This is a genomic window from Massilia sp. NP310 (genome assembly GCF_019443485.1).
Lineage (GTDB): Bacteria > Pseudomonadota > Gammaproteobacteria > Burkholderiales > Burkholderiaceae_D > Telluria > Telluria timonae.
In genome coordinates this window covers 4,252,785-4,274,283 of the sequence record NZ_CP080379.1, presented here as the reverse complement: position 1 = coordinate 4,274,283, position 21,499 = coordinate 4,252,785, and the positions used below count along the sequence as shown (strand labels likewise).

Here is a 21,499-nt window from a genome sequence, read left to right as displayed (position 1 = left end):
GATGTGACCAAGATAGCACTGCCGAAAGAGCAAGTCCGTGCCGATTCCGTAAGAACTGTAAGAAAGTGTAACTTAATGACCCGCCGGTTATTAATATTTCCGAGTGGATCGATGAGATTGCAGTCAGTTTAAACGATTTTCCTGAAAGTTAGGTTGACCCGCGCTTGTAACGCGCGTGTCATCTTATTGATGCCATGCAACCAATATTTCTGGGTTTCACCGCGCATCAGCAACAGACTGCCATCGGTCAATTCCAATCGGACAGTCTTTTTGTTGTATTTATGCTTCAGGATGAAGGTGCGGGCAGCGCCCAGGCTGAGCGAGGCGATGACCGGTTGCGGTCCCAGTTCCGGCTCGTCGTCGCTGTGCATGCCCATGCTGTCGCGCTCGTTACGGTAGAGATTCAGCAGGACGCTGTTGAAGCGGTGTCCACTCGCTGCCTCGACGGCCTGGCGCAATGTGTCGAGCAGGGGCGTGAACGGCGCCGGCTGCAGGCGCAGTCCGGAGTAGGTATAGGCCGCGTCGCCGTACCAGGCGCTCAGGCGCGGCTGCAGGTGACGCTTGCCGTACACCACTACCGTTTCCTCGCGCCAGTCGGTCTCGCGCAGCAGGCGCGCCATGACCTCGGCATTGGTCCAGGGCAGTGGCAGCTGGGGCATCCAGGCGAGCTCGCCGTCCTTGAGCGGGATAGGAGTCGGGACGGAGTCGGCAGCGAATAAATCCATCGTCAATATGTGCGCGAAATTCACGGTTATGATGGTGAGCTTTCCACCACGGCGCATTCTCGCATGGACAAACGCCATTTCCTCGGCGCCGCCGTCGTGGCTGGCGCAGCGCCGGCCTTCGCCAGCCGCAGTACGGGCACGGCCCCGGGGCCGACCGCAGGGCCGACACTGCTGACCATCACCGGCGCAATCACGCGCAGCAACCGCGGCGCCCTCGATCCGGCGCTCGACCAGATGATGGCCAAGCAGAAGCTGGCGTTCGACCGTGCCTATGCCCTCGATTTCGCAGCCCTGGCCGCCCTGCCGGCGCGCACCATCCGCCCGACCCTGGAATACGACGGCAAGCCGCACACCTTGCGCGGACCGCTGCTGCTCGAGGTGCTGGCCCAGGCCGGCGCGGAGCCGCGCGATGCCGCCAAGGTGCTGATGCGGGCGGTCGACGGCTATGCCGCCGTGCTGGAAATGCGACAGCTGCGAGCGTGGAATGTCATCGTCGCCACCCACCTGGATGGCAAGCCGATGCCGCTGGGCGGGCTGGGGCCGCTATGGGCCGTGTATGACGCCGACCGGGTGCCGGAGATGGCGGCGCTCCCGCTGGCGCAGCGTTTCGGCGCCTGCCCCTGGGCCCTGTATCACCTGGAAGTGATGGCCTGAGCGAGACGCCAGGGTGTCAGGCGTAGGCTTCGGCCAGGCTCATCACGCGCGGCGCCACCTTGATGCCGACATTGCCGAACAGGGCGTCGATGGCGGCCAGGTTGGCGCTGCATTCCTCCGCCTTCCAACCCTTGAACATATCGGTGCCGTCCTTCTGGAAATGCAGGTCGAGCACCTTGCCCTTGTCGCGGTGAACATAGTTTTGTTGATGGACATTCTGGAAACCCAGTTCGGCCAGGCCGGCAAGCACGGTGTGCGGCGGGTTTTCCGGGTCGGTGGCCAGGAAGACGCCAAAGGTTTTACCCGGCGGCTTGGCTGCGACGTCGACCTCATAGATCCCTGGCGCCTTGGTTACACTCGTGCTCTTCAGAAACAACATATTGTTCTCCTGGCGCGCCAGTGACCATCAGGACGAGACGCGCGATGCTAATTAGTAGTCAGTACTCAAGCATATTTCCATACGGGAACTTTGTCGATCTTTGTATTCGCTTTTTTCGCTTTAGCGCATCAATAAGCCGAAAACTGTGGCGCCGATTAACGCAGCGCAAGCCAGCATGCCCAGAATGAAGCCCGCTTCGCGCCTGGCCGGGTCGCGGTAGTAGCCGAGCGCATACATGATGCGGCCCAGGCACCACAGCAGGCCGCCAGCCGCCCCCCACAGGTCGCCCAGGAAGGTGGCGCACAGCCACAGCGGCACCAGCACCAGCGGCAGCATTTCCAGGGTGTTCATCTGAACGCGGTGGGCGCGCTGGAATGCCTCGGGACCCTCCATCGATGGCGCCGGCACCTTGTAGCGCACGCGGGCGTAGCCGGCGACGCCCCAGGTCCAGAAATAGACACCCAGCACGGCGAGTGTGGCCCAGGCGGTAAAGAACATCGCGTTTTCCTTATTGTGTCGAAGTCATGCAGCAGCGTGCTTGCGCCGCGCCAGATCCGCCGTCAATGGCACCAGCGCCTCGTACAGCCTGCCGGTGGCCTCGTCCCACTCGAGCAGGGCCTGCTGCTGGCGCGCCACGGTCGCATGGTCGCCGCGCGCCACCGGCCCGCTCAGGGCCGCCGCCGGGCCCAGGCGGAATACGTTGGCCATGGTCTCGCTGGCGAGCGGACGCGCCAGCTCGCGCGCGATCGCCTCCGGCACTCCGGCCGCCTGCCAGGCGCGCAGCGCGGCGTCGAGCACCGTGGTCAGGTAATTCGACGCGAACACCGCCGCCGCATGGTAGACCGTCTTGGCCGCGGCATCGATGGGCACGAGGCGCGCGCCGATCGCCTCGAACGCCGGCGCCAGACGCGCCAGCGCTTTGGCCTCGCCCTCGATGCCGCAGAAGGTGCCGGCGAAGTCGCGCGCCACGGCGTCGGGATCGGCGAAGCTGCGGATCGGATGCACGCTGGCCACCAGCGCCCCCTGGTCCGCGAGCGCCTGCAATTCGCCCGACGCCTTGGCGCCGCTGCAGTGGAACACGACCGCGCCGCGGACGTCATGCGCCTGCGCCAGCGCCGCGGCCATCGGCGCGATCTGGTCGTCGTTCACGGCCAGCAGCCAAACGTCGGCCGGACGCAGCGCCGCCAGGTCGGCGCCGGCGCGGCCGGCTCCGATGAAGTCGAGCGCCGCCCGGGCGCTGGCCGGCGAGCGGGTCAGCACGTCCTGCACCACGTAGGCGCCGCTGGCCGACAGCAGGCGTCCCAGCGCCTTGCCGACATGGCCGGCGCCGACCAGGTTGAGGGTCGAGGCCACGTCAGAAACCCGCACCCGGCTTGGCCAGGTAGTCGAGTTCTTCGGGCGTCGAGGCGCGGCCCAGGATCGGGTTGCGGTGCGGGAAGCGGCCGAAGCGCGCGATCACGCCGCGGTGGCGGTGCGCATAGTCGAGCGACTGGCTGAAGCCTTCATGGCTGGCGGCCAGGTCGGTGAACAGCTCGACCGACTGCTCCTGGGTGCGCGCGTCTTCGGCGTGCTCGAACGGCATGTAGGCGAAGGAACGCTCCCACGGGCTCAGGGCCAGGTGCGCGCCCGACGCCACCAGCTGGCGCGCGGCGTTCAGCGCCAGCACGTCGCCGGCGAAGGATTCCGGCGTGCCGCGATAGGCGTTGCGGGTGAACTGGTCGAGCACCAGGATGCGCGCCAGCACGCCGCGCGGACCCTCCTCGTCCCATTCGCGCAGGCCGCCGGCGATCGCGTGGTTGATCGCGGCGCCGAAGCGCTCGCGGATGACGGCGTCGAAGGCGTCGTCCTTGCGGAACCATGCGGCGCGCTGCTGGCCGTGGCCCGGGTCGGAAGACGGCAGGAACCAGAAATCGAGAACTTCTTGTGCGTCCATTGGAAAACCCCGTTTGGCATTGTTATTGGTGTTGCCTGAAGATGAAGATGCGTGGCGCTTCAATTGCGCGCGTGCGACAGCTGGAACGAATCGACGCCGTCGAAGGCGGCCAGTTCGCGCGCCAGTTCGGACAGCGGCGCGCCGGTCTTGCGCGACAGCGCCAGCGCCACGAAGCGCCATTCCTGGCGCCCTTCGTCGCTGCTGATGGTCAGCGAGCTGCCGGCGATCTCGTAGCCGCGTTCGAGCGCCACCTTGCGGATCGCGTCTTCGCGCGGCATGAATTCGGGCCGGAAGCGCATCCGCACCGCCACCGCGTGGCGCGACGGCAGGAAGGTCTCCAGGCGGTTCAGGTAGATCATGATCATCGCCGACAGGAAGGCCAGGCCCATCGCGGCGAGGTAGAAGCCGATGCCGATCAGGACGCCGATCGCCGACGAGGCCCAGATCGAGGCCGCCGTGGTCAGGCCGCTGATATTGAAGCCGTCGCGCATGATGACGCCGGCGCCGAGGAAGCCGATGCCGGTGACCACGCCCTGGATGATGCGGGTCGGATCGATCGGCGCCAGCAGGCCCGCATGGCCGCCGTACCACAGGTCCGGATAGCCGGCCAGGATGGTCAGCGCGGCCGAGGCCATGCACACCAGGCCATAGGTGCGCATGCCGGCGGCGCGCCCGTGATAGGCGCGCTCGTAGCCGACCAGGAGGCCGAGCAGCAGGGCCCCGACCAGGTGCAACAGGATCAGGCCATTGGTGAACAGCTCGTTCTTGGACCAGTAGGCCGCGAACAGGTTGGCTTCCGTCATGCGCGCATCGTGTTCATGGTCGGCCGGCGGTCAGGTTTTTTTCTTGACCAGCTGCTTCTCGAACGCCAGGTCGTTCTTGCTGATGCGCGGCTGCTCCTGCGGACCGAGACCCTTGACGAAGTTGACGAAATCGTCGAGCTCCATCGGCGGGCACAGCGGCGGGCTGCCGGGCGCCTCGGACAGGTAAAAATGGCCGTCGCCGGTGCGCGCCATCGAGTACAGATTGTTCCCGGTGCGCTGCTTCAGGCGCTCGACGGCGGTGCTGGCGCGGGTGGAACGCGAGCTGGCCATCAGATCGCCTCCGTGCGCAGCATCAGCCACTCGAATGCCGGGCCTTCGACGTGCGGCGTCAGGCGCGCGCGCACGGTCGCGTGGTAGTCGTTCAGCCACGCGATTTCGTCGGCGCGCAGCAGGCTGCGATCGATGGGGCGCGTATCGATCGGGCACAAGGTCAGGGTCTCGAAGCCAAGATATTCGCCGAACTCGGACGTCTCGACGTGCTGGTTCAGCACCAGGTTCTCGATGCGGATGCCCCAGCGTCCCGGACGATAGATGCCCGGCTCGATCGAGGTGATCATGCCCGGCTCCATCGCGGTATGCGGCTCCGGCGGCACCGCCGGCGAAATCGTCTGCGGGCCTTCGTGCACATTGAGGAAGTAGCCGACGCCGTGGCCGGTGCCGTGGCCGTAGTCGATGCCGGCGGCCCAGATCGGGGCGCGCGCGATCGCGTCCAGCATCGGCGCGCGGGTGCCGCGCGGGAAGCGCGCGGCCGACAGGTTGATCAGGCCCTTCAGCACCAGCGTGTAGTCGCGCTTCTGCGCGGCGCTTGGCGCGCCGACCGGGATCACGCGCGTGATGTCGGTGGTGCCGCCCAGGTACTGGCCGCCCGAATCGATCAGCAGCAGGCCGTCGCCTTCGATGACGGCGCAGGTGGCTTGTTCGGCGCGGTAGTGCATGATCGCGCCATTGCTGTTGAAGCCGGCGATGGTCGAGAAGCTGGCGCTCACGAAATGAGGACGGCGCGCGCGCGCGGCGGTGAGGCGGGTGTCGATGTCGACTTCATTCAACGGCGCGCGGTTCGGGTCGGCCAGCAGCGGCTCGAGCGCGGCGAAGAATTCGCACAGCGCGGCGCCATCCTGTTCCATCGCGGCGCGCACGTTCACCGCCTCGCTTTCCAGCTTGCGCGACTTGGCGAAGGTGGTCGGGTTGATCGCCTCGACCACGTTCACGCCCTGCGCCACGGCGGCGCGCATGCCGGCGGTGACGCGGCGCGGATCGAGCAGCAGGGTCGCGCCTTCCGGCAGCGATTCGAGCGCGTGCACGGCATTGGCGTACGGCGCCAGGTGCACGTCGTCGGCTTCCAGGCGGGCGCGCACATCTTGCGGCACCTTGCCCTCGAGGACGAACAGGGTCGCGTCGCCGCGGCCGATCAGCGCATGCGCCAGGAACACCGGGTTGAAGCTGACGTCGGCGCCGCGCAGGTTGAACAGGTAGGCGATGTCGTCCAGCGTCGAGATGAAATGGAAGCCCGCGCCATGCGCTTCCATCGCGGCGCGCGTGGCGTGCAGCTTGTCGGCGCGGCTGACGGTGGCGTAGGGCGCGACGTGTTCGAACACCGGTTCGAGCGGCAGCGATGGACGCTCGCTCCAGACTTCGTCGAGCAGGTCGATGTCGGTGCGCAGGGTCACGCCCCTGGCGGCCAGGGCATCTTTCAACAGGCGCGCGCCGGCCAGGCCCAGCACGCGCGCATCGACGGCGGCGGTCTGGCCCGCTGCCAGGTTGGCGGCCAGCCAGTCGACGTGCAGCTGGCTCGCGGCGCCCGGGATCTTCATCAGCGCGATCTCGGAGCCTGCCAGCTCGGTCTCGGCCTGCGTGAAGTAGCGACCATCGGTCCAGACGCCGGCGAAATCGGCGGTGGCGATGAAGGTGCCGACCGAGCCGGTGAAGCCGGACAGCCATTCGCGGCCCTTCCAGTGGCCGGGCAGGTATTCCGACAGATGCGGATCGCTCGACGGGACGATGTAGGCGTCGATGCCGTGGCGCGCCATGGCGGCGCGCAGTTGCGCGAGGCGGCCTGCACGTGCGGCCTGGAATTCGTTATGGGACATGGCTGATGCGTCGGTTTTGTTTTCCAAGCCACGTATCATACGCCGCAATCCTCCCGAATGGCCAACGGGAACGCATGGGTCCGACGGATGACGCATAATGGTCCCGCACTCAACTGAACTGAAGACCATGCACGATTTCCACCATGAGCGCGCGCGAGCGCTACTGGCGAATGCCACCCAGATCGTCGAACCCGTCGAAGTCAATGCCGCCGTGCGGCGCGTCGCCGACGAACTCAATGCCCGTTTCAACGCCGAGGGCGCGGCCGAATTCCCGCTGGTGCTGGGGGTGATGGGCGGCGCGGTGGTGTTTACCGGCCACCTGCTGCCGCAACTGACCTTCCCGCTCGACTTCGACTACATCCACGTCAGCCGCTATGGCGACGAAGACCGCGGCGGCGAGATCGTGTGGAAGGTGATCCCGCGCCAGAACGTCGTCGGCCGCAAGATCGTGGTAGTCGACGATATCCTGGACGAAGGCGAGACCCTGGCCCACGTCAAGCAGCGCCTGCTCGACATGGGCGCCGCCGAAGTCGTCGTCGTGGTGTTCGCCGACAAGGACCTGGGCCGCGCCAAGCCGATCCAGGCCGACCTGGTGGGCTTGACCCTGCCCAACAAGTTCGTGGTCGGCTTCGGCATGGACGTGTATGGCTACTGGCGCAACCTGCCGGGCTTGTGGACCATTCGTCAGGAAGACCTGAAGCAGGCGGATTGAGTCTTACAGCGCCAGCCGCGCCCGCGCGGCGTCGTACTCGCGCTTGAGCCGCCCGACCATCTCGGCCACCGTCGGCACGTCGTCCATCAGGCCTACGCCCTGGCCTGCGCCCCAGATGTCGCGCCAGGCCTTGGCCGCGCCCGAGCCGAAGCTCATCTTGCTCTTGTCCGATTGCGGCAGGTTGTCCGGATCCAGCCCGGCCGCCACGATCGATTTTTTCAGGTAGTTGCCGTGCACGCCGGTGAACAGGTTGGTGTACACCACGTCCGCCGCGCTCGATTCGACGATCGCGTCGCGGTAGCCGTCGCTGACGTTCGACTCCTTCGTGGCCAGCCAGCGCGAACCGATGTAGGCGAAGTCGGCGCCCATCGCCTGCGCCGCCAGGATCGCGTCGCCGGTCGCGATCGATCCGGACAGGGCAATCGGCCCCTTGAAGAACTTGCGCACCTCTCCCACCAGCGCGAACGGCGACAGCGCGCCGGCATGGCCGCCGGCGCCGGCCGCCACCAGGATCAGGCCATCGACGCCCGCCTCCAGCGCCTTCTCGGCGTGCCGGATCGAGACCACGTCGTGCAGCACGATGCCGCCATACGAGTGCACCGCATCCATCATCTCGCGCGGCGGCGCGCGCAGCGACGAAATGATGATCGGCACCTGGTGCTTGACGCACACCTCGACGTCGTGCGCCAGGCGGTCGTTCGATTGATGGACGATCTGGTTGACCGCGATCGGGCCCACTTTCGCGCCCGGATTGGCGGCCGCGTAGTCGGCCAGCTCGCGCTGCAGGTCGGTCAGCCAGGTGTCGAGCAATTCGGCCGGACGCGCGTTCAGGGCCGGGAAGGAACCGACGATGCCGGCCTTGCACTGGGCCGCCACCAGGGCGGGACCGCTGGCGATGAACATCGGCGAGGCGATGACGGGAAGGGACAGGTCTTGCAACGCGGCGGGCATCGGCATGAAAGGACTCTCGGTGTTGGGTATCGGGCCATTATAGCCCCAGAAAAAGAACGACCGTGCTAGATTTCTTCCTCTAAAGATCGAGCAACATCTCCCCCTCGATGCGCGCCGCGCCGGCGCGCACCAGCGCTGCGGCTGCCCATTGCGCCAACGCATCGGCATCCAGTCCGAGCACGGTCGGCCGCACCCGCTCGACCAGCGGAATCGATGCGAGCAGGCGCGGCAGCGTGGCCACGGCAATCTTCCCACGCTCCAGCAACAGGAACTTGAGCAGCACCTTGACCGCGTTGCGTGCATTGCGTGTCGGATCGGCCGCCAGGTAGTCGAGGCGCGCCCTGGCCCGCGCCAGGGCCGCATCGACGTCGCCGAACACGGGCCCATGCCCGGGAATGACCACGCGCGGCGCCAGGCTGCCGATCAGCTCGAGCGTGGCCCCGACCTCGTCGAAGCCGGGCTCCCCGGCCAGCTCGGGGAAGATCACGCCGAAGCCGTCCTGCCACAGCGCGTCGCCGGACACCAGCACGCCTTCGTCTGCACAAAAGATGAGCAGCGCATGCGGATCATGGCCAGGCGCGGCCAATACCTGCCAGCGCAGGCCGCCCAACGATAAGGTGTCGCCCGGCGCCAGCACGCCGTCGAAGCCGAAACGCGGGCATTGCTGGCCGGTGGCGCGAAAACTCAGCGCCGCTTCGTCCCAGCGCGCGACCTTGTCGGCTTCCGGCGCGGGGATCGCGGTGTGGCAGCCGTAGGCGGCCTGCAGGGCCGCGTTGCCGCCGCAGTGGTCGGAGTGCAGGTGGGTGTTGAGCAGGCGGTCGAGCGGACGGCCGCGCAGCAGGTGGCGCACCAGCGCCAGCGTCTGCGGCGCATGGGTGACGTAGCCGCTGTCGATCAGGGCCGTGTCGTCAGGCCCGATCAACAGGACATTATTCGACGACAGCCAGTTGCGCTCGAGCACATGAATCGACGGCGGCAAACGCAGGTCCATGGCGCGCCCTTACTCGCCGAACAGCCCGGCTTCGCGGCGCCGGATCTCGGCCCAGATCGCGCGCTTCTCGTCCTCGCTGGCATTGCGCCAGGCGCGGATCTCGTCGATCGTGCGCATGCAGCCCTCGCACAAGCCGGTTGCCGGCACCATCTTGCAGATATTGATGCAGGGCGAAGGGACGGGAGTGTGCAGTTCTGGAGCCATTGCCTGATGCCTGAGCGGATATGTGTCGGAGGCGGCATTATCGCGCGTCCGGCAGTCCAGCGCCGTTTTTGCTTGTGAGTCACTATACTCGTCAATACGCACTGTCTTTGGAACAGTGTCGCATTGATTCATGTTGCTGCACGAGGTGACCCATGAACATTCGTTTCATCATCGCGAGCGCCCTGTTGGGCGTGTCCGCCACGGCGTCGAGCCAGGTGTTGTCGCCCGATGGCTACGGCAAGATCGGGTTCGGCCAGCGGCTCGACCAGGTCGAACGCACGCTGGGCCAGCGCGCCACGCCGCGGCCGCTCGATCCCTCTTGCCCCATCGTCCGCTTCAAGCGTTATCCACAGGTGAGCTTCATGGTCGAGAACGGCGTGATCGTGCGCGCCGACGCCAGGACGGTGGTGCGCAACAGCGCCGGCGTCACGTCGCGCATGTCGGCCAAGGATGCGTTGCGCCATGCTCCCGGGCTGCGCAGCGAACGCCACAAATACGACGAACAGGGCCAGTACCTTGTCTTGCCCAAAGGCGAGAACAAGGCCCTGATCTTCGAAGCCAGCAAAGGGAAACTGACGACCATGCGCGCCGGCATCAAGCCGGCTGTCGACTACGTGGAGATGTGTGGGTAAACAGTCGCAGAAATACTGCAACAACAGACGCTCGGCAACGTTTGACAGGTTGGTGTAAGCTCGTGGCGTGAAATTGTGCACTGCACAAAAGGAATGCCATGAAACTCAACCGACTACTGATGAGGCAGCTAAGCGGGGCCGTCCGATCGCTGTTGCGATCGGGACCGGCCACGCCTGGCGCCGCCGTGCAGCAGGCCATGAAGAACGCGGCAGCCGTGCAGCGCGTGGCCGAGCGCCAGATGCGCGACTTCGTCATGCCTGCCCCTGCCCCTGCCCGTGCCCCTGCTCCCGCTCCTGCGCCGCCGGCGCGCGAGCCATTGACCGGCAGGTTCGAGGACGGCCATCACATGAACGCCGCCGGCCGCCGCGAGTACAAGCTGTATGTGCCTGGCAGCTATACCGGTACGCCGGCGCCGCTGGTGGTGATGCTGCACGGCTGCACCCAGGACCCGGAAGATTTCGCCACCGGCACCCAGATGAACGTGCTGGCCGAAGAGATCGGCTGCCTGGTGCTGTATCCGGCCCAGAGCAAGGGCGCGAACCTGTCGCGCTGCTGGAACTGGTTCAATGCGGTCGACCAGCGCCGCGACGAAGGCGAGCCATCGATCATCGCCGGCATGACGCGCTCGATCATGGCCAGCCATGCGGTGGACCCAAGCCAGGTGTATGTGGCCGGCCTGTCCGCCGGCGGCGCGATGGCGACCATCATGGGCACGCTCTATCCCGACCTGTATGCGGCGGTGGGCGTGCATTCCGGCCTGCCCTTTGCCTCGGCCAACAGCCTGTCGTCGGCGCTGGCGGCGATGAAGGGCGACTTCCGCCGCAGCACGACGAGCGCACAGCCCTTGCCGATCATCGTCTTCCACGGCGACCGCGACACCACCGTGCATCCGGCCAATGGCGAGGAAGTGGTCGCGCAAGGCGCGCGCCATCTGGCGCAGCCGGGCACCGCCGAACCGGGTCGCGTGCCCGACGGCCATGCCTACACGCGCACCTTGTATCCGGACGAGGACGGCATGGTGCAGGCCGAACACTGGCTGGTGCATGGCGCCGGCCATGCCTGGTTCGGCGGCAATGCGCGCGGCAGCTATACCGATGGCAAGGGACCGGATGCGAGCCGCGAGATGATGCGTTTCTTCCGCACGCGGCGCTGAGCTGTCAGTCGGTCGTTGGCGCGACTGGCAAGGCGACTGGCAATGGGTGCGCGGCAATATGCGCGCGCAGGCACGCCGGGCACCAGCAGCCGGCCGCCTCCTGCGGCACGGCCACCGCCGGCGGCAAGGCCGTGCACCAGCAAGCTTCGGTGGCGCCGTCGGCCATTGCACATCCGAATTCGGCGCCGCAGCGCGTGCAAATACTCATAACTGATAAAGTACCGATTGCTGCCATAAAATACAACAGGACACCGCCCTTTCCCCACAAGGTTTACGCTGTTTTTACGGCATTTGCCTGTAAAATCTCGCGACATTTATTTCGGACCCTCCATGAACGCTCAAGTGACCAGCCTGAAGACCGACGACCAACCTGACGACTTGACTGCCGTGTCGACGGCGCTGAAGGCGCAGATCCTGGCCGAGGCGCTTCCCTACATCCGCAACTTCCACGGCAAGACCATCGTCATCAAATACGGCGGCAATGCCATGACCGACGAACGCCTGAAACACGGCTTCGCGCGCGACGTCATCCTGCTCAAGCTGGTGGGCATGAACCCGGTCGTGGTCCACGGCGGCGGCCCGCAGATCGACAATGCGCTGAAGAAGATCGGCAAGCAGGGCACTTTCGTGCAGGGCATGCGCATCACCGACGAAGAGACCATGGAAGTGGTGGAGTGGGTGCTGGGCGGCGAAGTTCAGCAAGACATCGTGATGCTGATTAACCACTACGGTGGCCAGGCAGTCGGCCTGACCGGCAAGGACGGCGGCCTGATCCGCGCACGCCGCATGGCGATGCCCGACAAGGAAAAACCGGGCGAGTTCCTCGACATCGGTTTCGTTGGCGAGATCGAGGCCATCAACCCGGCCGTCGTGAAAGCGCTGCAGGACGACGCCTTCATCCCGATCATCTCGCCGATCGGTTTCGGCCAGGACGGCCAGGCCTACAACATCAACGCCGACGTGGTCGCCGGCAAGATCGCGGAAATCCTGAAAGCCGAAAAGCTGATCATGATGACCAATATCGCCGGCGTGCAGGATAAGGCGGGCAATCTGGTGACCGACCTGTCGGCGCGCGAGATCGACGAAATGTTCGCGGACGGCACGATCTCGGGCGGCATGCTGCCGAAGATCTCGTCGGCGCTGGACGCCGCGAAGTCGGGCGTGAACACCGTGCACATCATCGATGGCCGCATCGAGCACTCATTGTTGCTCGAAGTCTTGACCGAACAGGCTTTTGGCACTATGATCCGGTCTCACTAAATTTTTTGTGACGGGGAAACCCCCACAGAAAATGTCGTTACGGTGGGCATTGCCCACCGCATCTACCCGCCCTTGTAGCTCAGTGGTAGAGCACTCCCTTGGTAAGGGAGAGGCCACGTGTTCAATCCACGTCAAGGGCACCATCTCCCATCCCCTGTTTTACCCCGCTCCATGACGTCGTCAGGCGCCGCTGGCATAATCGCGTGTTGCATCTTTTGCGAGCCGATTACCCGTGTCTACTTCTTCCCTCCAAGCCCCAGTCTGGCTGTTCGACCTCGATAACACCCTGCACGACGCCTCGCACGCGATCTTCCCGGCGATCAGCGCCAATATGAACACGTATATCGCGCGCGTGCTGAGCAGCGACGGCGTGCCGGCCACGCAAGAGATGGTCGATGCCGCGCGCCTGGGCTACTGGCAGCGCTACGGCGCCACCCTGCTCGGCATGATGCGCCACCACCAGGTGTGCGCCAGGGATTTCCTGCACCAGACCCACGACATCGGCCCGCTCGACGCCCTGCTGCGCGCCGAGCGCGGCCTGGCGCGCCTGCTGCGTCGCCTGCCTGGCCGCAAGATCTTGCTGACCAATGCGCCGAACAGCTATTCGACCGAGATCGTGCGCCGCCTGAAGCTGCACAACCATTTTTCGCACCATGTGGCAATCGAGCACATGCACGTGCACGGGCAGTTGCGGCCGAAACCGTCGAAGCTGATGTTGCGCCGCCTGCTGCGCAAGCACGGCATCGCGGCCCAGCGCTGCATCCTGGTCGAAGACACGCTGGCCAATCTGCGCACCGCGCGCCAGCTGGGCCTGCGCACCGTCTGGGTCACCCAATACCTGCGTCACACCGCCCGGATGAGCGATCCGATTGGAAAAGCGCCCCTCCCGAGGACCCTGAAATGCCCCGGTTACGTCAATGTCAAAGTAAAATCCGTGCGGCAACTTCCGACGCGGCTCTCCGGGCTGCGCCGCTCCAATAACAACTCCTAGGGATCCCATGGCAAGCACGAAGCCAGGCCAGCGCAAGCTGCAAATCCTCCAGGCCCTGGCCTCGATGCTCGAGCAGCCCAAGGGCGAGAAAATCACCACCGCCGCGCTCGCGGCGCGCCTGTCGGTGTCCGAAGCGGCGCTGTACCGCCACTTCGCCAGCAAGGCGCAGATGTACGAGGGACTGATCGAGTTCATCGAGTCGTCGGTATTCGGCGTGATCAACCAGATCACCGAGAAAGAAGACAGCGGCCTGTCGCAGGCGCACGCGATGCTGCAGATGCTGCTCGGCTTCGCGGCCAACAACCCGGGCATGACGCGCGTGCTGATCGGCGATGCGCTGGTGAATGAAGACGAGCGCCTGCAACTGCGCATGAACCAGTTCTACGACAAGGTCGAACTGGCCTTCAAGGGCGCCCTGCGCCTGGCCGTCACCCAGGGACACGGCCAGGAAGCCGACGTCGCCGCGCGCGCCAGCCTGCTGGTGAACTATGTCACCGGCCGCTGGCACCGCTTCGCGAAGACGGGCTTCAAGCTCAATCCAACCGAAGGCACGTCGCTCCAGCTGTCCCTGCTGCTGGCGGCGTAGAATCGGAGCATGGATACCGGCGAAGTCTTCGCGCTGCTGGACGATGCCCGCGCCACGCAGGAGGCCCGCTCGCGCCTGTACAGCGGGCATGCGGGCACGCTGACCTGCGAGGACGCGGCCGGCTGGCCGCGACTGGTGGCGGCGCTGTCGCAGGCGCTGCAAAGCGGCCTGCACGCGGTGCCGCTGCTGAGCTATGAACTGGGCGCGCACCTGGAGGGCCTGCCGGCCCGCCCGCTCGACGGCCCGCTGGCGCAGGTGCTGCTGTTTACCCGCTGCGAACGCATGACCGGCGAGCAGGTGGCCTCGTGGCTGGCAACGCGCAGCATGGACCTTGCGCCGGCCGGCGTCGCCGGTATTACCGCGAATGTCGATGAGGCGCGGTTCACCGAGGCGATCGGCCGCATCCGCGACTACATCGCGGCCGGCGACACCTACCAGGTCAACTACACCTGGCGGCTGCGCTTCGAAGCCTTCGGTTCGCTGCTCGCCCTGTACACGCGCCTGCGCGCGCGCCAGCCGGTGCCGTATGGCGCGCTGGTGACGCTGCCTGGCGGCGGCGCCGTGCTGTCGTTCTCGCCCGAGCTGTTCGTGCGCCACGAGGCGGGCATGCTGGTGGCGCGGCCGATGAAGGGCACGGCGCCGGCCAGCGGCGATGCGGATGTCGACGCCGCGCGCGCTGCAAGCCTGGCGCAGGACAGCAAGAACCGCGCCGAAAACCTGATGATCGTCGACCTGCTGCGCAATGACCTGGGCCGCGTGGCGCAGACCGGCAGCGTCGAGACGCCGGCCCTGTTCGAGGTGCAGCGCTACGGCGCCGTGCTGCAGATGACCTCCACCGTGCAGGCGCGCCTGCGCGCGGATGCGGGGCTGGAAGAGATCTTCAAGGCCTTGTATCCATGCGGCTCGATCACCGGCGCGCCGAAGCGGCGCACGATGGAGATCATCCACGAACTCGAACCCGATGCACGCGGCATCTATACCGGCGCCATCGGCTGGTTCGATCCGGCGCCCCCGGGTCGCGCCTTCGGCGACTTCTGCCTGTCGGTGCCGATCCGGACGCTGGCGCTCGGTCCATCGATCGATGGAGCAAGACGCGGCGAACTGGGCGTCGGCGCCGGCATCGTGTACGACAGCGATGCGCAATCCGAATACGCCGAGTGCCAATTGAAGGCGGGTTTTCTTACCGGCCTGCCCAACGAGTTCGAGATCTTCGAGACCATCCGCGCCTCGCGCGAACACGGCTGCCGCCACCTGGAGCAGCATCTCGACCGCATGGAAGCATCGTGCGCCTGGTTCGGCTTTGCCTTCGACCGCGGCGCGGCCCATATCGCGCTGCTGGAAGCCAGCCTGGCCCTGCCCTCCGATGCGCTGCACCGCCTGCGCCTGGCCGTCTCCCACGACGGCGCGCTGACGCTCACATCCGGCGAGCTGACGCCCTTGCATGAGCCGGTGACCTTGCTGCTGGCCCAGGAGCCGACGCACAGCGGCGACGTCTTCCTGCGCCACAAGACGAGCGTCCGCGGCCGCTACGACGCGGCGTGGAAGGCGGCCGAGGCGCAAGGCGCCTTCGATATGCTGTTCTTTAACGAGCGCGGAGAATTGACGGAAGGAGGGCGCTGCAGCGTGTTCCTGCGCTTCGGCGAGGAGTGGCTCACGCCGCCCTTGTCCTGCGGCGTGCTGCCGGGCGTGATGCGCGGCGTGCTGCTGGCCGCGCCCGCCTGGCGTGCGCGCGAAGCCGTGATCACGCGCGCCATGCTCGAACAGGCCGACGACATCGTCGTCTGCAACGCGCTGCGCGGGCCGCTGCGCGCCGTGCTTGCGGCGTAATCGCAGGGCAGAATGAAGGCGTGGGTCGCGCCCCGCCCTTTCCCATGTTTGATGCTTTTGCTGGAAGCTCGCCCATGGAAGACGGGCAGGACGCGATCACGCACAAGCTGTCAGAAGCGGTAGCCGACACCCAGCCCGAACAGGACCGGATCGACCTTCAGGTGGCTGGCGTTGGCGCCGCCGACGTACACGTCGCTGCGCAGCTTGACCTTCTTGACGTCGGCGTTGATCGACCAGTGTTCGTTGAGGCGGAAGTCGACGCCGGCCTGCAGCGACAGGCCCCAGCTATCGTTTTCCAGGTCGCCGGCGCCATCGAGCAGCTTGACGCTCGATATGCGGGTGTAGTTCACGCCGGCGCCGATGTAGGGGCTGATGGCCGCGCCGGGGGCGAAGTGGTATTGCAGGTTCAGGGTCGGCGGCAGGTGCTTGAAGGTGCCGATCTCGGCGCCGTCCAGGCGGACCTTGTGCTTCTGTGGATAAGTCAGGATCAGTTCGGCCGCGATATGCGGGGTGAAGAAGTAGCTGATGTCCAGCTCGGGAATGGTCTTCGTGCTCACTTCGAGGCGGTCCGCCGCGCCGACGCCGGCGATCGGGGTCGACTTGTTGTCCGGGTCGACGTACACGGCGCGGGCGCGCACCAGCCATGGGGATTCCTGCGCCAGCGCCTGGGCGGACGCCATGGCGATCAGGGCCACCAGCACGGTCTTCATCGGCGTTTTCATCTTTTTCTTACCTTTCTTCGTTTTTATGTCATCTGCGACGAAGGTAAGCTTATTGATGTGAAGCAAAACAAACTATGATCTACATCAAAATGACCATGCTATTAATGTGGTTTATAAAACGCCTATCTCCCAGCTTATATCTTTGATCGCCAGAGAATGCCCTTACAGGGCCGCTTCGATCTTCCCGGTCAGCTGAGGATCTTCCGGCGTGACCTTGCTCGGGAAGTAGTCGAGCACCTTGCCGTCACGGCCGATCAGGTATTTGGTGAAGTTCCACTTCGGTTCCTGGCCGGTGGCCTTGATCAGCTGCGCATGCAGCGGGTTGGCTTGCGGGCCTTTCACCGAGCTCTTGGCGAACATCGGGAACTTGACGCCATAGGTGTTGAAGCACAGGTCGGCGATTTCCTTGGCGCTGCCCGGTTCCTGCTGGCCGAAGTCGTTCGACGGGAAGCCCAGGATCACGAAGCCGCGGCCACCGTACTTGGCGTAGATCTTTTCCAGGCCTTCGTACTGCTTGGTGAAGCCGCAGTAGCTGGCCGTGTTCACCACCAGCACCACCTTGCCGGCATATTGGCAGAGGTCTTGCGGCGCTTCGTCCTGCAGGCGCTTGAAGCTGTGCTTGAGCACGGCCGGGCATGCGGCCGGGCTCTTGGTCAGCGCGGCGACCGGCGCGGCCTGCGCGCGTGCCGGCTGGGTGACGCTGGCGGCGGCCGTGGCGGCGAGCAGCAGGGCGATGGTCTTGATCATGGCGTGGTATTGACGGGGTTGAAATGCGTCGATTGTAGCGCAAGCGGCAACCCCGGCGGCCAACGCTTTTTTCTCATCCCTCCAGGCTGCGGTGCTCGATCTTGATGCAGTGGTTCATGACCACGTCCAGCCCGGCGGCGCGCGCCAGGTCGGCGGCGGCCTGGTTCTCGATATCGAGCTGCATCCACAGGCAGCTGGCGCGCACGGCGATGGCGTCGCGCGCGATCGGGCCGATGTCTTCGGATTTGCGGAAGCAGTCGACGATGTCGATACGTTGGCCGCTGCCGGCGATGGCATCGGCGGCCTCTTGCAGGCTGGCGTAGACCGTCTCGCCATGGATGGTCTGGCCGGCATAGCTCGGGTTGACGGGCAGGATGCGGTAGCCGTTGTGCTGCAAGTAGGCGCCCACTTCGTTGCTGGCGCGGTCTTCCTTGTTCGACATGCCGACGATGGCGATAATCTTGCTGTCGCGGAGGATCTGGGTGATGGTTCGCATGGTGTGCTCTGCTGTTGTTATCGTTGGAATCAGCTTATCAGGTTTGCATATGCTGGCGCTGCACGGTCAAACGTGGAAAGATGATGGCTCATCCATGTTGGATATTCTGCCATGATCCCTGCATCTGTTTCACGCGCATCTGTTTCACATATTGGCGCCGCAATTGCGCTGGCGTTCTCGATCGGCGGCGCGCACGGCGCCGAGTCCCTGCCCGACCTCGAACGCGCCATCGTGCCGGTCGCCAGCTGGGGCGGCACGCCGGCCGACGCGACGAAGGCGCGGCGCCACCGGATCACCCACATCACCTTGCACCACCAGGGCGAACCGTTCAAGCCGGGCGCCGACCCGCAAGCCTACCTGCGCCGCCTGCAGGCCTGGTCGCGTGCCGAGAAAGGCTGGCTCGACATCCCCTACCACTACGTGATCGACCTCGATGGCCGCATCTACGGCGCGCGCGACCTCGCCTATGCGGGCGACACCAATACCGACTACGACCCCAAGGGACATGCGCTGATCGAGGTGGTCGGCAATTTCGAAGAAGTGGAGCCGAACCAGCCGCAGCTCGATGCGGTGGTGGGCCTGATGGCCATGCTCGCCGCGAAGCACCAGGTCTCGCTGGACGACATTCAGAGCCACCGCGATTATTCGGACAAGACGGTGTGCCCGGGCGAAAACCTGTACCGCTACGTGAAGGACGATTATTTCAGGCACAAGGTGGCCTTGCGGCTGGCGCAGGAGCAGGCCGCGAAATAAGCCGCGGCCAGCTCATTCAGTACTCTTGGTGAGTGCTTACTGCAGCCGTTTGCCGGGCGTGGCCTGGCCGTTCTGGTGCAATACGACCACCGGCGCGCCATCCGCGCCCTTCTCGAACCTGAGTTCGGCATTCACGTCGCGCGAGAAGAACACGTCCTCACTGGCCGGGAAGATCTCGATCTTGCGCTGTCCGGTCGCCTGCGCATAATAGCGTTCGCCCTCCCGGCTCAGCGTGATCGTGAACTGCGGCGCGAGCTGGTAGGCGCCGGCGCGCGCATCGAAGCCGGCGTTGTCGATCTTCACCGCCTCCCGTTCGGCAGGCGCATCGCCGACGCGTTCGTTGCGCGTCCGCTCGCCTGCGTTGTCGACCGTGACGTGGGTGACCTTGCCTTGCGCATCGCGTCCGAACTCGAAGCGCGCCAGCGTCCCCGGGAAGAAGAAGCCGTCCTTCGAATAAGGCGTCAGGGCGGCCGGCGAGCGGTCGCCGCGGGCCATCATGAGATTGCCGTCGCGGCTCGTGAAGATGCGCTTTTCCTTGCCGTCGATGTCATATACGCCTGTGAACCCGTCGAGGGCCTTGGCATCGAGCTTGAATGCCTTCGGCTCCATGAACGGCTTGCCCATCGCCAGCGCCGCCGCCTTCTTGGCCAGCACCTCCGGGTTGGCGCTGCCGCTGTCGGCATTGCCCAGCACCGCGACGAAGATCTTTTTTTCCGGCAGGCGCAGCGCATAGGTGCTGAAACCATTGATGCCGCCGCCATGCTCGATGACCGGCGTGCCCTGCAGGGTGCCGACGCCCCAGCCATAACCATAACCGGTCGACTTCTCGGGAGTCAGCTGGTAGGGCGTGAAGGCCATCTTCCAGCTCGCGGGTTTGAGCAGCTTGCCGGACGCGATGGCGGCGTCCCATTTCGCCAGGTCGTCCACGGTGGAGACCAGCGCGCCGGCCGCATACGGCTGGCTCATGGACAGGGGCTGCGCCGGCGCGAACCCCTTCTCCTGCGCGCTGTAGCCGATCGCGCGCGGCGCGTTCGAACGCTCGACGCCTTCATACGCGGTGTCCTTCATGCCCAGCGGCGTGAAGATGCGCTGCTCGAGGAAGCTGGCGTAGCTCGTGCCCGACACCCGCTCGATGATCGCGCCGAGCAGGAAGTAGCCGCTGTTGTTGTAGCGGAACTGGGTGCCGGGCTCGAACTCGAGCGGATCGTTCCTGAAGCCGTCGATCATCTGGGCCACGGTGAAGTCTTTCGCCATCGTCGACACATAGCCCGACTTGCCGGTGTAGCTGACGATGCCCGAGGTATGGGTCAGCAGGTGCTCGACGGTGATGACCTTGCCGCCGGTCGGATAGTCGGGGAAGAAGCGCGTAATGGGATCGTTCAGGGCCAGCTTGCCCTCCTCGGCCAGCATCAGGATCGCCACCGCCGTGAACTGCTTGGTGATCGAGCCCAGGCGCAGCACGGTACCGGGCGTCAGCGGCGTCTTGGCGGCCACGTCGGCGGCGCCATAGGCCTTCCTGAACACCGTCTTGCCGTCCTTGACCACGATGACCGTGGCGCCGGGGTCTTCCGCCTTGTACTGGGGTTTGAATAGCGCATCGAGCTTGCCGGCCAGGGATTGCGCCGAGGCGGCCCTGGTGGCTGGTTGCTGCGCTTGCGCGAGCATCGGGTTCGACAGCAGGACGACAGCAACGGCGACGGCGGAGAGTTTCAGCATGACGGCTACCCTTCTTGACGAGTTGTGATCTTGCTACTGTAACTCTGCCGTATCACAAATGGTAAATAATCCGATGAAGTGCTGAAAAGACCGGATAAAAGCCTGCGCGATGGGTGCGAGAGGGTCCTGTCGCCTGTCGCGCCGAGGCGCCAGGTTCGATCTATACCCAGAGCTGATCTCGGTCCCAGCCTTGGCCAAAACCCATCTGCGCCGGATTGATCATCGGATACGAGTGGAACAGATATCGCAAGCCGTCCGAAAAGAACGGGTTCCCATCAATAGCCGTGGTCATGATGCGGATGACCGCAGCACGAGAATAGAAGCGGGACGGATGGGCGAAGTGCGCCGAATAACGTGGATGCGATTGTGGATCGAACGGCAGAGAACGATTCCAGATTCGTCCATGGTGCGCACAGGCATTACGTAGGTTGTTCAAGCTGTGGAGCCAGGATTCGAGCACTGGAGCCGACAGGCCAAACATATTTGCGATCGCACTCTTGCCATGCGCGAGCTCCTTGTAGAGCGTCGACCATTTACCGAACGAAAGGCACTCGGCTACCGCCCAAGAAGGCGGCAAACGCGGGTTGGTATATTTCGCGTGGTAATGAGCAATAAACTTTTGCTTTTCAGACCGCTGTACTTCCCTGGCTACCTCGCCAAACCACTTTGCCTGGTCTGATGCATTCTTGAATACGACTTTCGTAAAGTCGAGATACCAATGCGTACCGAAGTGGGTGTTCAATTCCTGAAGAATGGCAGTGCGAACGGCAACTTCGATCCTGTCGATCTGTTCCATCACAAGCGACCTGAGCGCGCGATCGAACTCGTAGATCTGCCGTATGTCATCGAAAGTGGTGCCGGGTTTAAATTGCCTGTTCCCATACAAGAACCCGACAGGCGCCTGCTGCATAAAAGGCAAGGCATAGCCGCGGAACCGGAAGTAGCCCACTACGCAGAAAGCGTTCTGCGTCCGCGTCATTCGCCACTACCAAGCCCTTGTTCTTGAGACGTACAACGCTGTCAGCGACAGACAGTACAGGCTTAGCGTATTGCATTTTGTACCGACAAAAAAAACCCGCCATTTTTACACTGCTCTTGGTAGAGCGCGTGGCGGCGGGTGTTGTTGGAGGTAGTTTACCTTAGCGCGCAAAATTG

Annotated in this window: 26 protein-coding genes and 1 tRNA gene; 10 read left to right on the top strand and 17 right to left on the bottom strand. The window is 65.1% G+C overall.

The window, feature by feature from the left end; genetic code table 11:
• Nucleotides 1-128: 128 nt before the first annotated feature.
• A complete protein-coding gene (locus KY496_RS18810; protein ID WP_184238623.1) occupies nt 129-725 on the bottom strand; it encodes an alpha-ketoglutarate-dependent dioxygenase AlkB in 597 nt (198 codons plus the stop codon).
• 63 nt (nt 726-788) lie between these two features.
• Between KY496_RS18810 and KY496_RS18805 the strand changes: the two genes are divergently transcribed.
• The gene (locus KY496_RS18805) at nt 789-1,379 is read left to right on the top strand and encodes a hypothetical protein (protein ID WP_005663979.1); all 591 of its coding nucleotides are present in this window, start codon (nt 789-791) and stop codon (nt 1,377-1,379) included.
• Nucleotides 1,380-1,395: 16 nt separating this feature from the next.
• Here KY496_RS18805 and KY496_RS18800 read toward each other — a convergent pair whose 3' ends face one another.
• The 7 genes from KY496_RS18800 to KY496_RS18770 all read right to left on the bottom strand — a co-directional run bounded on the left by KY496_RS18800 (nt 1,396) and on the right by KY496_RS18770 (nt 6,602).
• Nucleotides 1,396-1,758, bottom strand: a complete 363-nt coding sequence (locus KY496_RS18800) for a hypothetical protein (protein WP_005663981.1) — start codon at nt 1,756-1,758, stop codon at nt 1,396-1,398.
• Nucleotides 1,759-1,878: 120 nt separating this feature from the next.
• Nucleotides 1,879-2,256 carry an MAPEG family protein gene (locus tag KY496_RS18795; protein ID WP_219861956.1) on the bottom strand — a complete coding sequence of 126 codons (378 nt, stop codon included), beginning with the start codon at nt 2,254-2,256 and terminating at the stop codon, nt 1,879-1,881.
• A gap of 24 nt (nt 2,257-2,280) precedes the next feature.
• Nucleotides 2,281-3,111: a Rossmann-like and DUF2520 domain-containing protein gene (locus KY496_RS18790; protein ID WP_219865139.1), complete on the bottom strand. Its 831-nt coding sequence runs from the start codon at nt 3,109-3,111 to the stop codon at nt 2,281-2,283.
• 1 nt (nt 3,112) lies between these two features.
• Entirely contained in the window at nt 3,113-3,691 is a 579-nt protein-coding gene (locus KY496_RS18785; RefSeq protein ID WP_219861954.1) for a DUF924 family protein, read from the bottom strand.
• Nucleotides 3,692-3,750: 59 nt separating this feature from the next.
• Entirely contained in the window at nt 3,751-4,494 is a 744-nt protein-coding gene (locus tag KY496_RS18780) for an MgtC/SapB family protein (RefSeq protein ID WP_071360931.1), read from the bottom strand.
• Nucleotides 4,495-4,524: 30 nt separating this feature from the next.
• A complete protein-coding gene (locus KY496_RS18775; protein ID WP_071360932.1) occupies nt 4,525-4,785 on the bottom strand; it encodes a hypothetical protein in 261 nt (86 codons plus the stop codon).
• Nucleotides 4,785-6,602 carry an aminopeptidase P family protein gene (locus KY496_RS18770; protein WP_219861952.1) on the bottom strand — a complete coding sequence of 606 codons (1,818 nt, stop codon included), beginning with the start codon at nt 6,600-6,602 and terminating at the stop codon, nt 4,785-4,787. Before KY496_RS18770 ends, KY496_RS18775 begins: the two co-directional genes overlap by 1 nt.
• Before the next feature lie 127 nt (nt 6,603-6,729).
• Between KY496_RS18770 and KY496_RS18765 the strand changes: the two genes are divergently transcribed.
• The gene (locus tag KY496_RS18765) at nt 6,730-7,314 is read left to right on the top strand and encodes a hypoxanthine-guanine phosphoribosyltransferase (protein WP_219861950.1); all 585 of its coding nucleotides are present in this window, start codon (nt 6,730-6,732) and stop codon (nt 7,312-7,314) included.
• Between the two features lie 3 nt (nt 7,315-7,317).
• Here KY496_RS18765 and KY496_RS18760 read toward each other — a convergent pair whose 3' ends face one another.
• The 3 genes from KY496_RS18760 to KY496_RS18750 all read right to left on the bottom strand — a co-directional run bounded on the left by KY496_RS18760 (nt 7,318) and on the right by KY496_RS18750 (nt 9,460).
• Nucleotides 7,318-8,271, bottom strand: coding sequence for a nitronate monooxygenase family protein (locus KY496_RS18760; protein ID WP_005663998.1), 954 nt, complete (start codon nt 8,269-8,271; stop codon nt 7,318-7,320).
• 73 nt (nt 8,272-8,344) lie between these two features.
• On the bottom strand, nt 8,345-9,256 hold the full coding sequence (locus KY496_RS18755; RefSeq protein ID WP_219861948.1) for an MBL fold metallo-hydrolase: 912 nt from the start codon (nt 9,254-9,256) through the stop codon (nt 8,345-8,347).
• 9 nt (nt 9,257-9,265) lie between these two features.
• Nucleotides 9,266-9,460, bottom strand: a complete 195-nt coding sequence (locus KY496_RS18750; RefSeq protein ID WP_184238604.1) for a DUF1289 domain-containing protein — start codon at nt 9,458-9,460, stop codon at nt 9,266-9,268.
• Between the two features lie 152 nt (nt 9,461-9,612).
• Here KY496_RS18750 and KY496_RS18745 point away from each other — a divergent pair, with 152 nt between their 5' ends.
• On the top strand, nt 9,613-10,092 hold the full coding sequence (locus tag KY496_RS18745; RefSeq protein WP_219861945.1) for a hypothetical protein: 480 nt from the start codon (nt 9,613-9,615) through the stop codon (nt 10,090-10,092).
• Nucleotides 10,093-10,190: 98 nt separating this feature from the next.
• On the top strand, nt 10,191-11,246 hold the full coding sequence (locus tag KY496_RS18740; protein WP_219861944.1) for a PHB depolymerase family esterase: 1,056 nt from the start codon (nt 10,191-10,193) through the stop codon (nt 11,244-11,246).
• Nucleotides 11,247-11,250: 4 nt separating this feature from the next.
• Here the strand turns inward: KY496_RS18740 and KY496_RS18735 are convergent, their stop codons facing one another.
• Complete coding sequence (locus tag KY496_RS18735; RefSeq protein ID WP_184238609.1) at nt 11,251-11,454, bottom strand: cysteine-rich CWC family protein; 204 nt, start codon at nt 11,452-11,454, stop codon at nt 11,251-11,253.
• Nucleotides 11,455-11,576: 122 nt separating this feature from the next.
• On the opposite strand from KY496_RS18735, the gene argB reads away from it, so the two are divergent.
• The 5 genes from argB (at nt 11,577) to pabB (ending at nt 15,910) form a co-directional block, all read left to right on the top strand.
• Nucleotides 11,577-12,506, top strand: coding sequence for an acetylglutamate kinase (argB, locus tag KY496_RS18730; protein WP_005664009.1), 930 nt, complete (start codon nt 11,577-11,579; stop codon nt 12,504-12,506).
• A 68-nt stretch (nt 12,507-12,574) separates the two neighbouring features.
• Nucleotides 12,575-12,649: transfer RNA gene (locus KY496_RS18725), tRNA-Thr, on the top strand.
• Between the two features lie 89 nt (nt 12,650-12,738).
• The gene (locus KY496_RS18720; protein WP_005664011.1) at nt 12,739-13,497 is read left to right on the top strand and encodes a pyrimidine 5'-nucleotidase; all 759 of its coding nucleotides are present in this window, start codon (nt 12,739-12,741) and stop codon (nt 13,495-13,497) included.
• A 7-nt stretch (nt 13,498-13,504) separates the two neighbouring features.
• Nucleotides 13,505-14,083 carry a nucleoid occlusion factor SlmA gene (slmA, locus tag KY496_RS18715; RefSeq protein ID WP_005664013.1) on the top strand — a complete coding sequence of 193 codons (579 nt, stop codon included), beginning with the start codon at nt 13,505-13,507 and terminating at the stop codon, nt 14,081-14,083.
• A 9-nt stretch (nt 14,084-14,092) separates the two neighbouring features.
• Complete coding sequence (gene pabB, locus KY496_RS18710; protein ID WP_005664015.1) at nt 14,093-15,910, top strand: aminodeoxychorismate synthase component I; 1,818 nt, start codon at nt 14,093-14,095, stop codon at nt 15,908-15,910.
• A 110-nt stretch (nt 15,911-16,020) separates the two neighbouring features.
• Here the strand turns inward: pabB and KY496_RS18705 are convergent, their stop codons facing one another.
• The 3 genes from KY496_RS18705 to KY496_RS18695 all read right to left on the bottom strand — a co-directional run bounded on the left by KY496_RS18705 (nt 16,021) and on the right by KY496_RS18695 (nt 17,875).
• On the bottom strand, nt 16,021-16,632 hold the full coding sequence (locus tag KY496_RS18705; RefSeq protein WP_219861942.1) for an OmpW family protein: 612 nt from the start codon (nt 16,630-16,632) through the stop codon (nt 16,021-16,023).
• A gap of 162 nt (nt 16,633-16,794) precedes the next feature.
• The gene (locus KY496_RS18700) at nt 16,795-17,379 is read right to left on the bottom strand and encodes a glutathione peroxidase (RefSeq protein ID WP_071360943.1); all 585 of its coding nucleotides are present in this window, start codon (nt 17,377-17,379) and stop codon (nt 16,795-16,797) included.
• 73 nt (nt 17,380-17,452) lie between these two features.
• Nucleotides 17,453-17,875 (bottom strand): CoA-binding protein, encoded by a 423-nt coding sequence (locus tag KY496_RS18695; RefSeq protein ID WP_005664020.1) that lies wholly within the window; start codon nt 17,873-17,875, stop codon nt 17,453-17,455.
• A 111-nt stretch (nt 17,876-17,986) separates the two neighbouring features.
• Between KY496_RS18695 and KY496_RS18690 the strand changes: the two genes are divergently transcribed.
• The gene (locus tag KY496_RS18690; RefSeq protein ID WP_005664022.1) at nt 17,987-18,628 is read left to right on the top strand and encodes a peptidoglycan recognition family protein; all 642 of its coding nucleotides are present in this window, start codon (nt 17,987-17,989) and stop codon (nt 18,626-18,628) included.
• A 36-nt stretch (nt 18,629-18,664) separates the two neighbouring features.
• Here the strand turns inward: KY496_RS18690 and KY496_RS18685 are convergent, their stop codons facing one another.
• Together KY496_RS18685 and KY496_RS18680 are read right to left on the bottom strand one after the other, a co-directional pair.
• Complete coding sequence (locus KY496_RS18685; protein WP_219861940.1) at nt 18,665-20,344, bottom strand: serine hydrolase; 1,680 nt, start codon at nt 20,342-20,344, stop codon at nt 18,665-18,667.
• A gap of 160 nt (nt 20,345-20,504) precedes the next feature.
• Nucleotides 20,505-21,323 (bottom strand): Abi family protein, encoded by an 819-nt coding sequence (locus tag KY496_RS18680; protein WP_219861938.1) that lies wholly within the window; start codon nt 21,321-21,323, stop codon nt 20,505-20,507.
• Between the last annotated feature and the right edge of the window lie 176 nt (nt 21,324-21,499).

Bases quoted from the DNA above. Each gene is read 5' to 3' on its own strand.
- KY496_RS18810 (WP_184238623.1), bottom strand. From the start codon at position 725: ATGGATTTATTCGCTGCCGACTCCGTCCCGACTCCTATCCCGCTCAAG.
- KY496_RS18805 (WP_005663979.1), top strand. From the start codon at position 789: ATGGACAAACGCCATTTCCTCGGCGCCGCCGTCGTGGCTGGCGCAGCG.
- KY496_RS18800 (WP_005663981.1), bottom strand. From the start codon at position 1,758: ATGTTGTTTCTGAAGAGCACGAGTGTAACCAAGGCGCCAGGGATCTAT.
- KY496_RS18795 (WP_219861956.1), bottom strand. From the start codon at position 2,256: ATGTTCTTTACCGCCTGGGCCACACTCGCCGTGCTGGGTGTCTATTTC.
- KY496_RS18785 (WP_219861954.1), bottom strand. From the start codon at position 3,691: ATGGACGCACAAGAAGTTCTCGATTTCTGGTTCCTGCCGTCTTCCGAC.
- KY496_RS18780 (WP_071360931.1), bottom strand. From the start codon at position 4,494: ATGACGGAAGCCAACCTGTTCGCGGCCTACTGGTCCAAGAACGAGCTG.
- KY496_RS18775 (WP_071360932.1), bottom strand. From the start codon at position 4,785: ATGGCCAGCTCGCGTTCCACCCGCGCCAGCACCGCCGTCGAGCGCCTG.
- KY496_RS18770 (WP_219861952.1), bottom strand. From the start codon at position 6,602: ATGTCCCATAACGAATTCCAGGCCGCACGTGCAGGCCGCCTCGCGCAA.
- KY496_RS18765 (WP_219861950.1), top strand. From the start codon at position 6,730: ATGCACGATTTCCACCATGAGCGCGCGCGAGCGCTACTGGCGAATGCC.
- KY496_RS18760 (WP_005663998.1), bottom strand. From the start codon at position 8,271: ATGCCGATGCCCGCCGCGTTGCAAGACCTGTCCCTTCCCGTCATCGCC.
- KY496_RS18755 (WP_219861948.1), bottom strand. From the start codon at position 9,256: ATGGACCTGCGTTTGCCGCCGTCGATTCATGTGCTCGAGCGCAACTGG.
- KY496_RS18750 (WP_184238604.1), bottom strand. From the start codon at position 9,460: ATGGCTCCAGAACTGCACACTCCCGTCCCTTCGCCCTGCATCAATATC.
- KY496_RS18745 (WP_219861945.1), top strand. From the start codon at position 9,613: ATGAACATTCGTTTCATCATCGCGAGCGCCCTGTTGGGCGTGTCCGCC.
- KY496_RS18740 (WP_219861944.1), top strand. From the start codon at position 10,191: ATGAAACTCAACCGACTACTGATGAGGCAGCTAAGCGGGGCCGTCCGA.
- KY496_RS18735 (WP_184238609.1), bottom strand. From the start codon at position 11,454: ATGAGTATTTGCACGCGCTGCGGCGCCGAATTCGGATGTGCAATGGCC.
- argB (WP_005664009.1), top strand. From the start codon at position 11,577: ATGAACGCTCAAGTGACCAGCCTGAAGACCGACGACCAACCTGACGAC.
- slmA (WP_005664013.1), top strand. From the start codon at position 13,505: ATGGCAAGCACGAAGCCAGGCCAGCGCAAGCTGCAAATCCTCCAGGCC.
- pabB (WP_005664015.1), top strand. From the start codon at position 14,093: ATGGATACCGGCGAAGTCTTCGCGCTGCTGGACGATGCCCGCGCCACG.
- KY496_RS18705 (WP_219861942.1), bottom strand. From the start codon at position 16,632: ATGAAAACGCCGATGAAGACCGTGCTGGTGGCCCTGATCGCCATGGCG.
- KY496_RS18700 (WP_071360943.1), bottom strand. From the start codon at position 17,379: ATGATCAAGACCATCGCCCTGCTGCTCGCCGCCACGGCCGCCGCCAGC.
- KY496_RS18695 (WP_005664020.1), bottom strand. From the start codon at position 17,875: ATGCGAACCATCACCCAGATCCTCCGCGACAGCAAGATTATCGCCATC.
- KY496_RS18690 (WP_005664022.1), top strand. From the start codon at position 17,987: ATGATCCCTGCATCTGTTTCACGCGCATCTGTTTCACATATTGGCGCC.
- KY496_RS18685 (WP_219861940.1), bottom strand. From the start codon at position 20,344: ATGCTGAAACTCTCCGCCGTCGCCGTTGCTGTCGTCCTGCTGTCGAAC.
- KY496_RS18680 (WP_219861938.1), bottom strand. From the start codon at position 21,323: ATGACGCGGACGCAGAACGCTTTCTGCGTAGTGGGCTACTTCCGGTTC.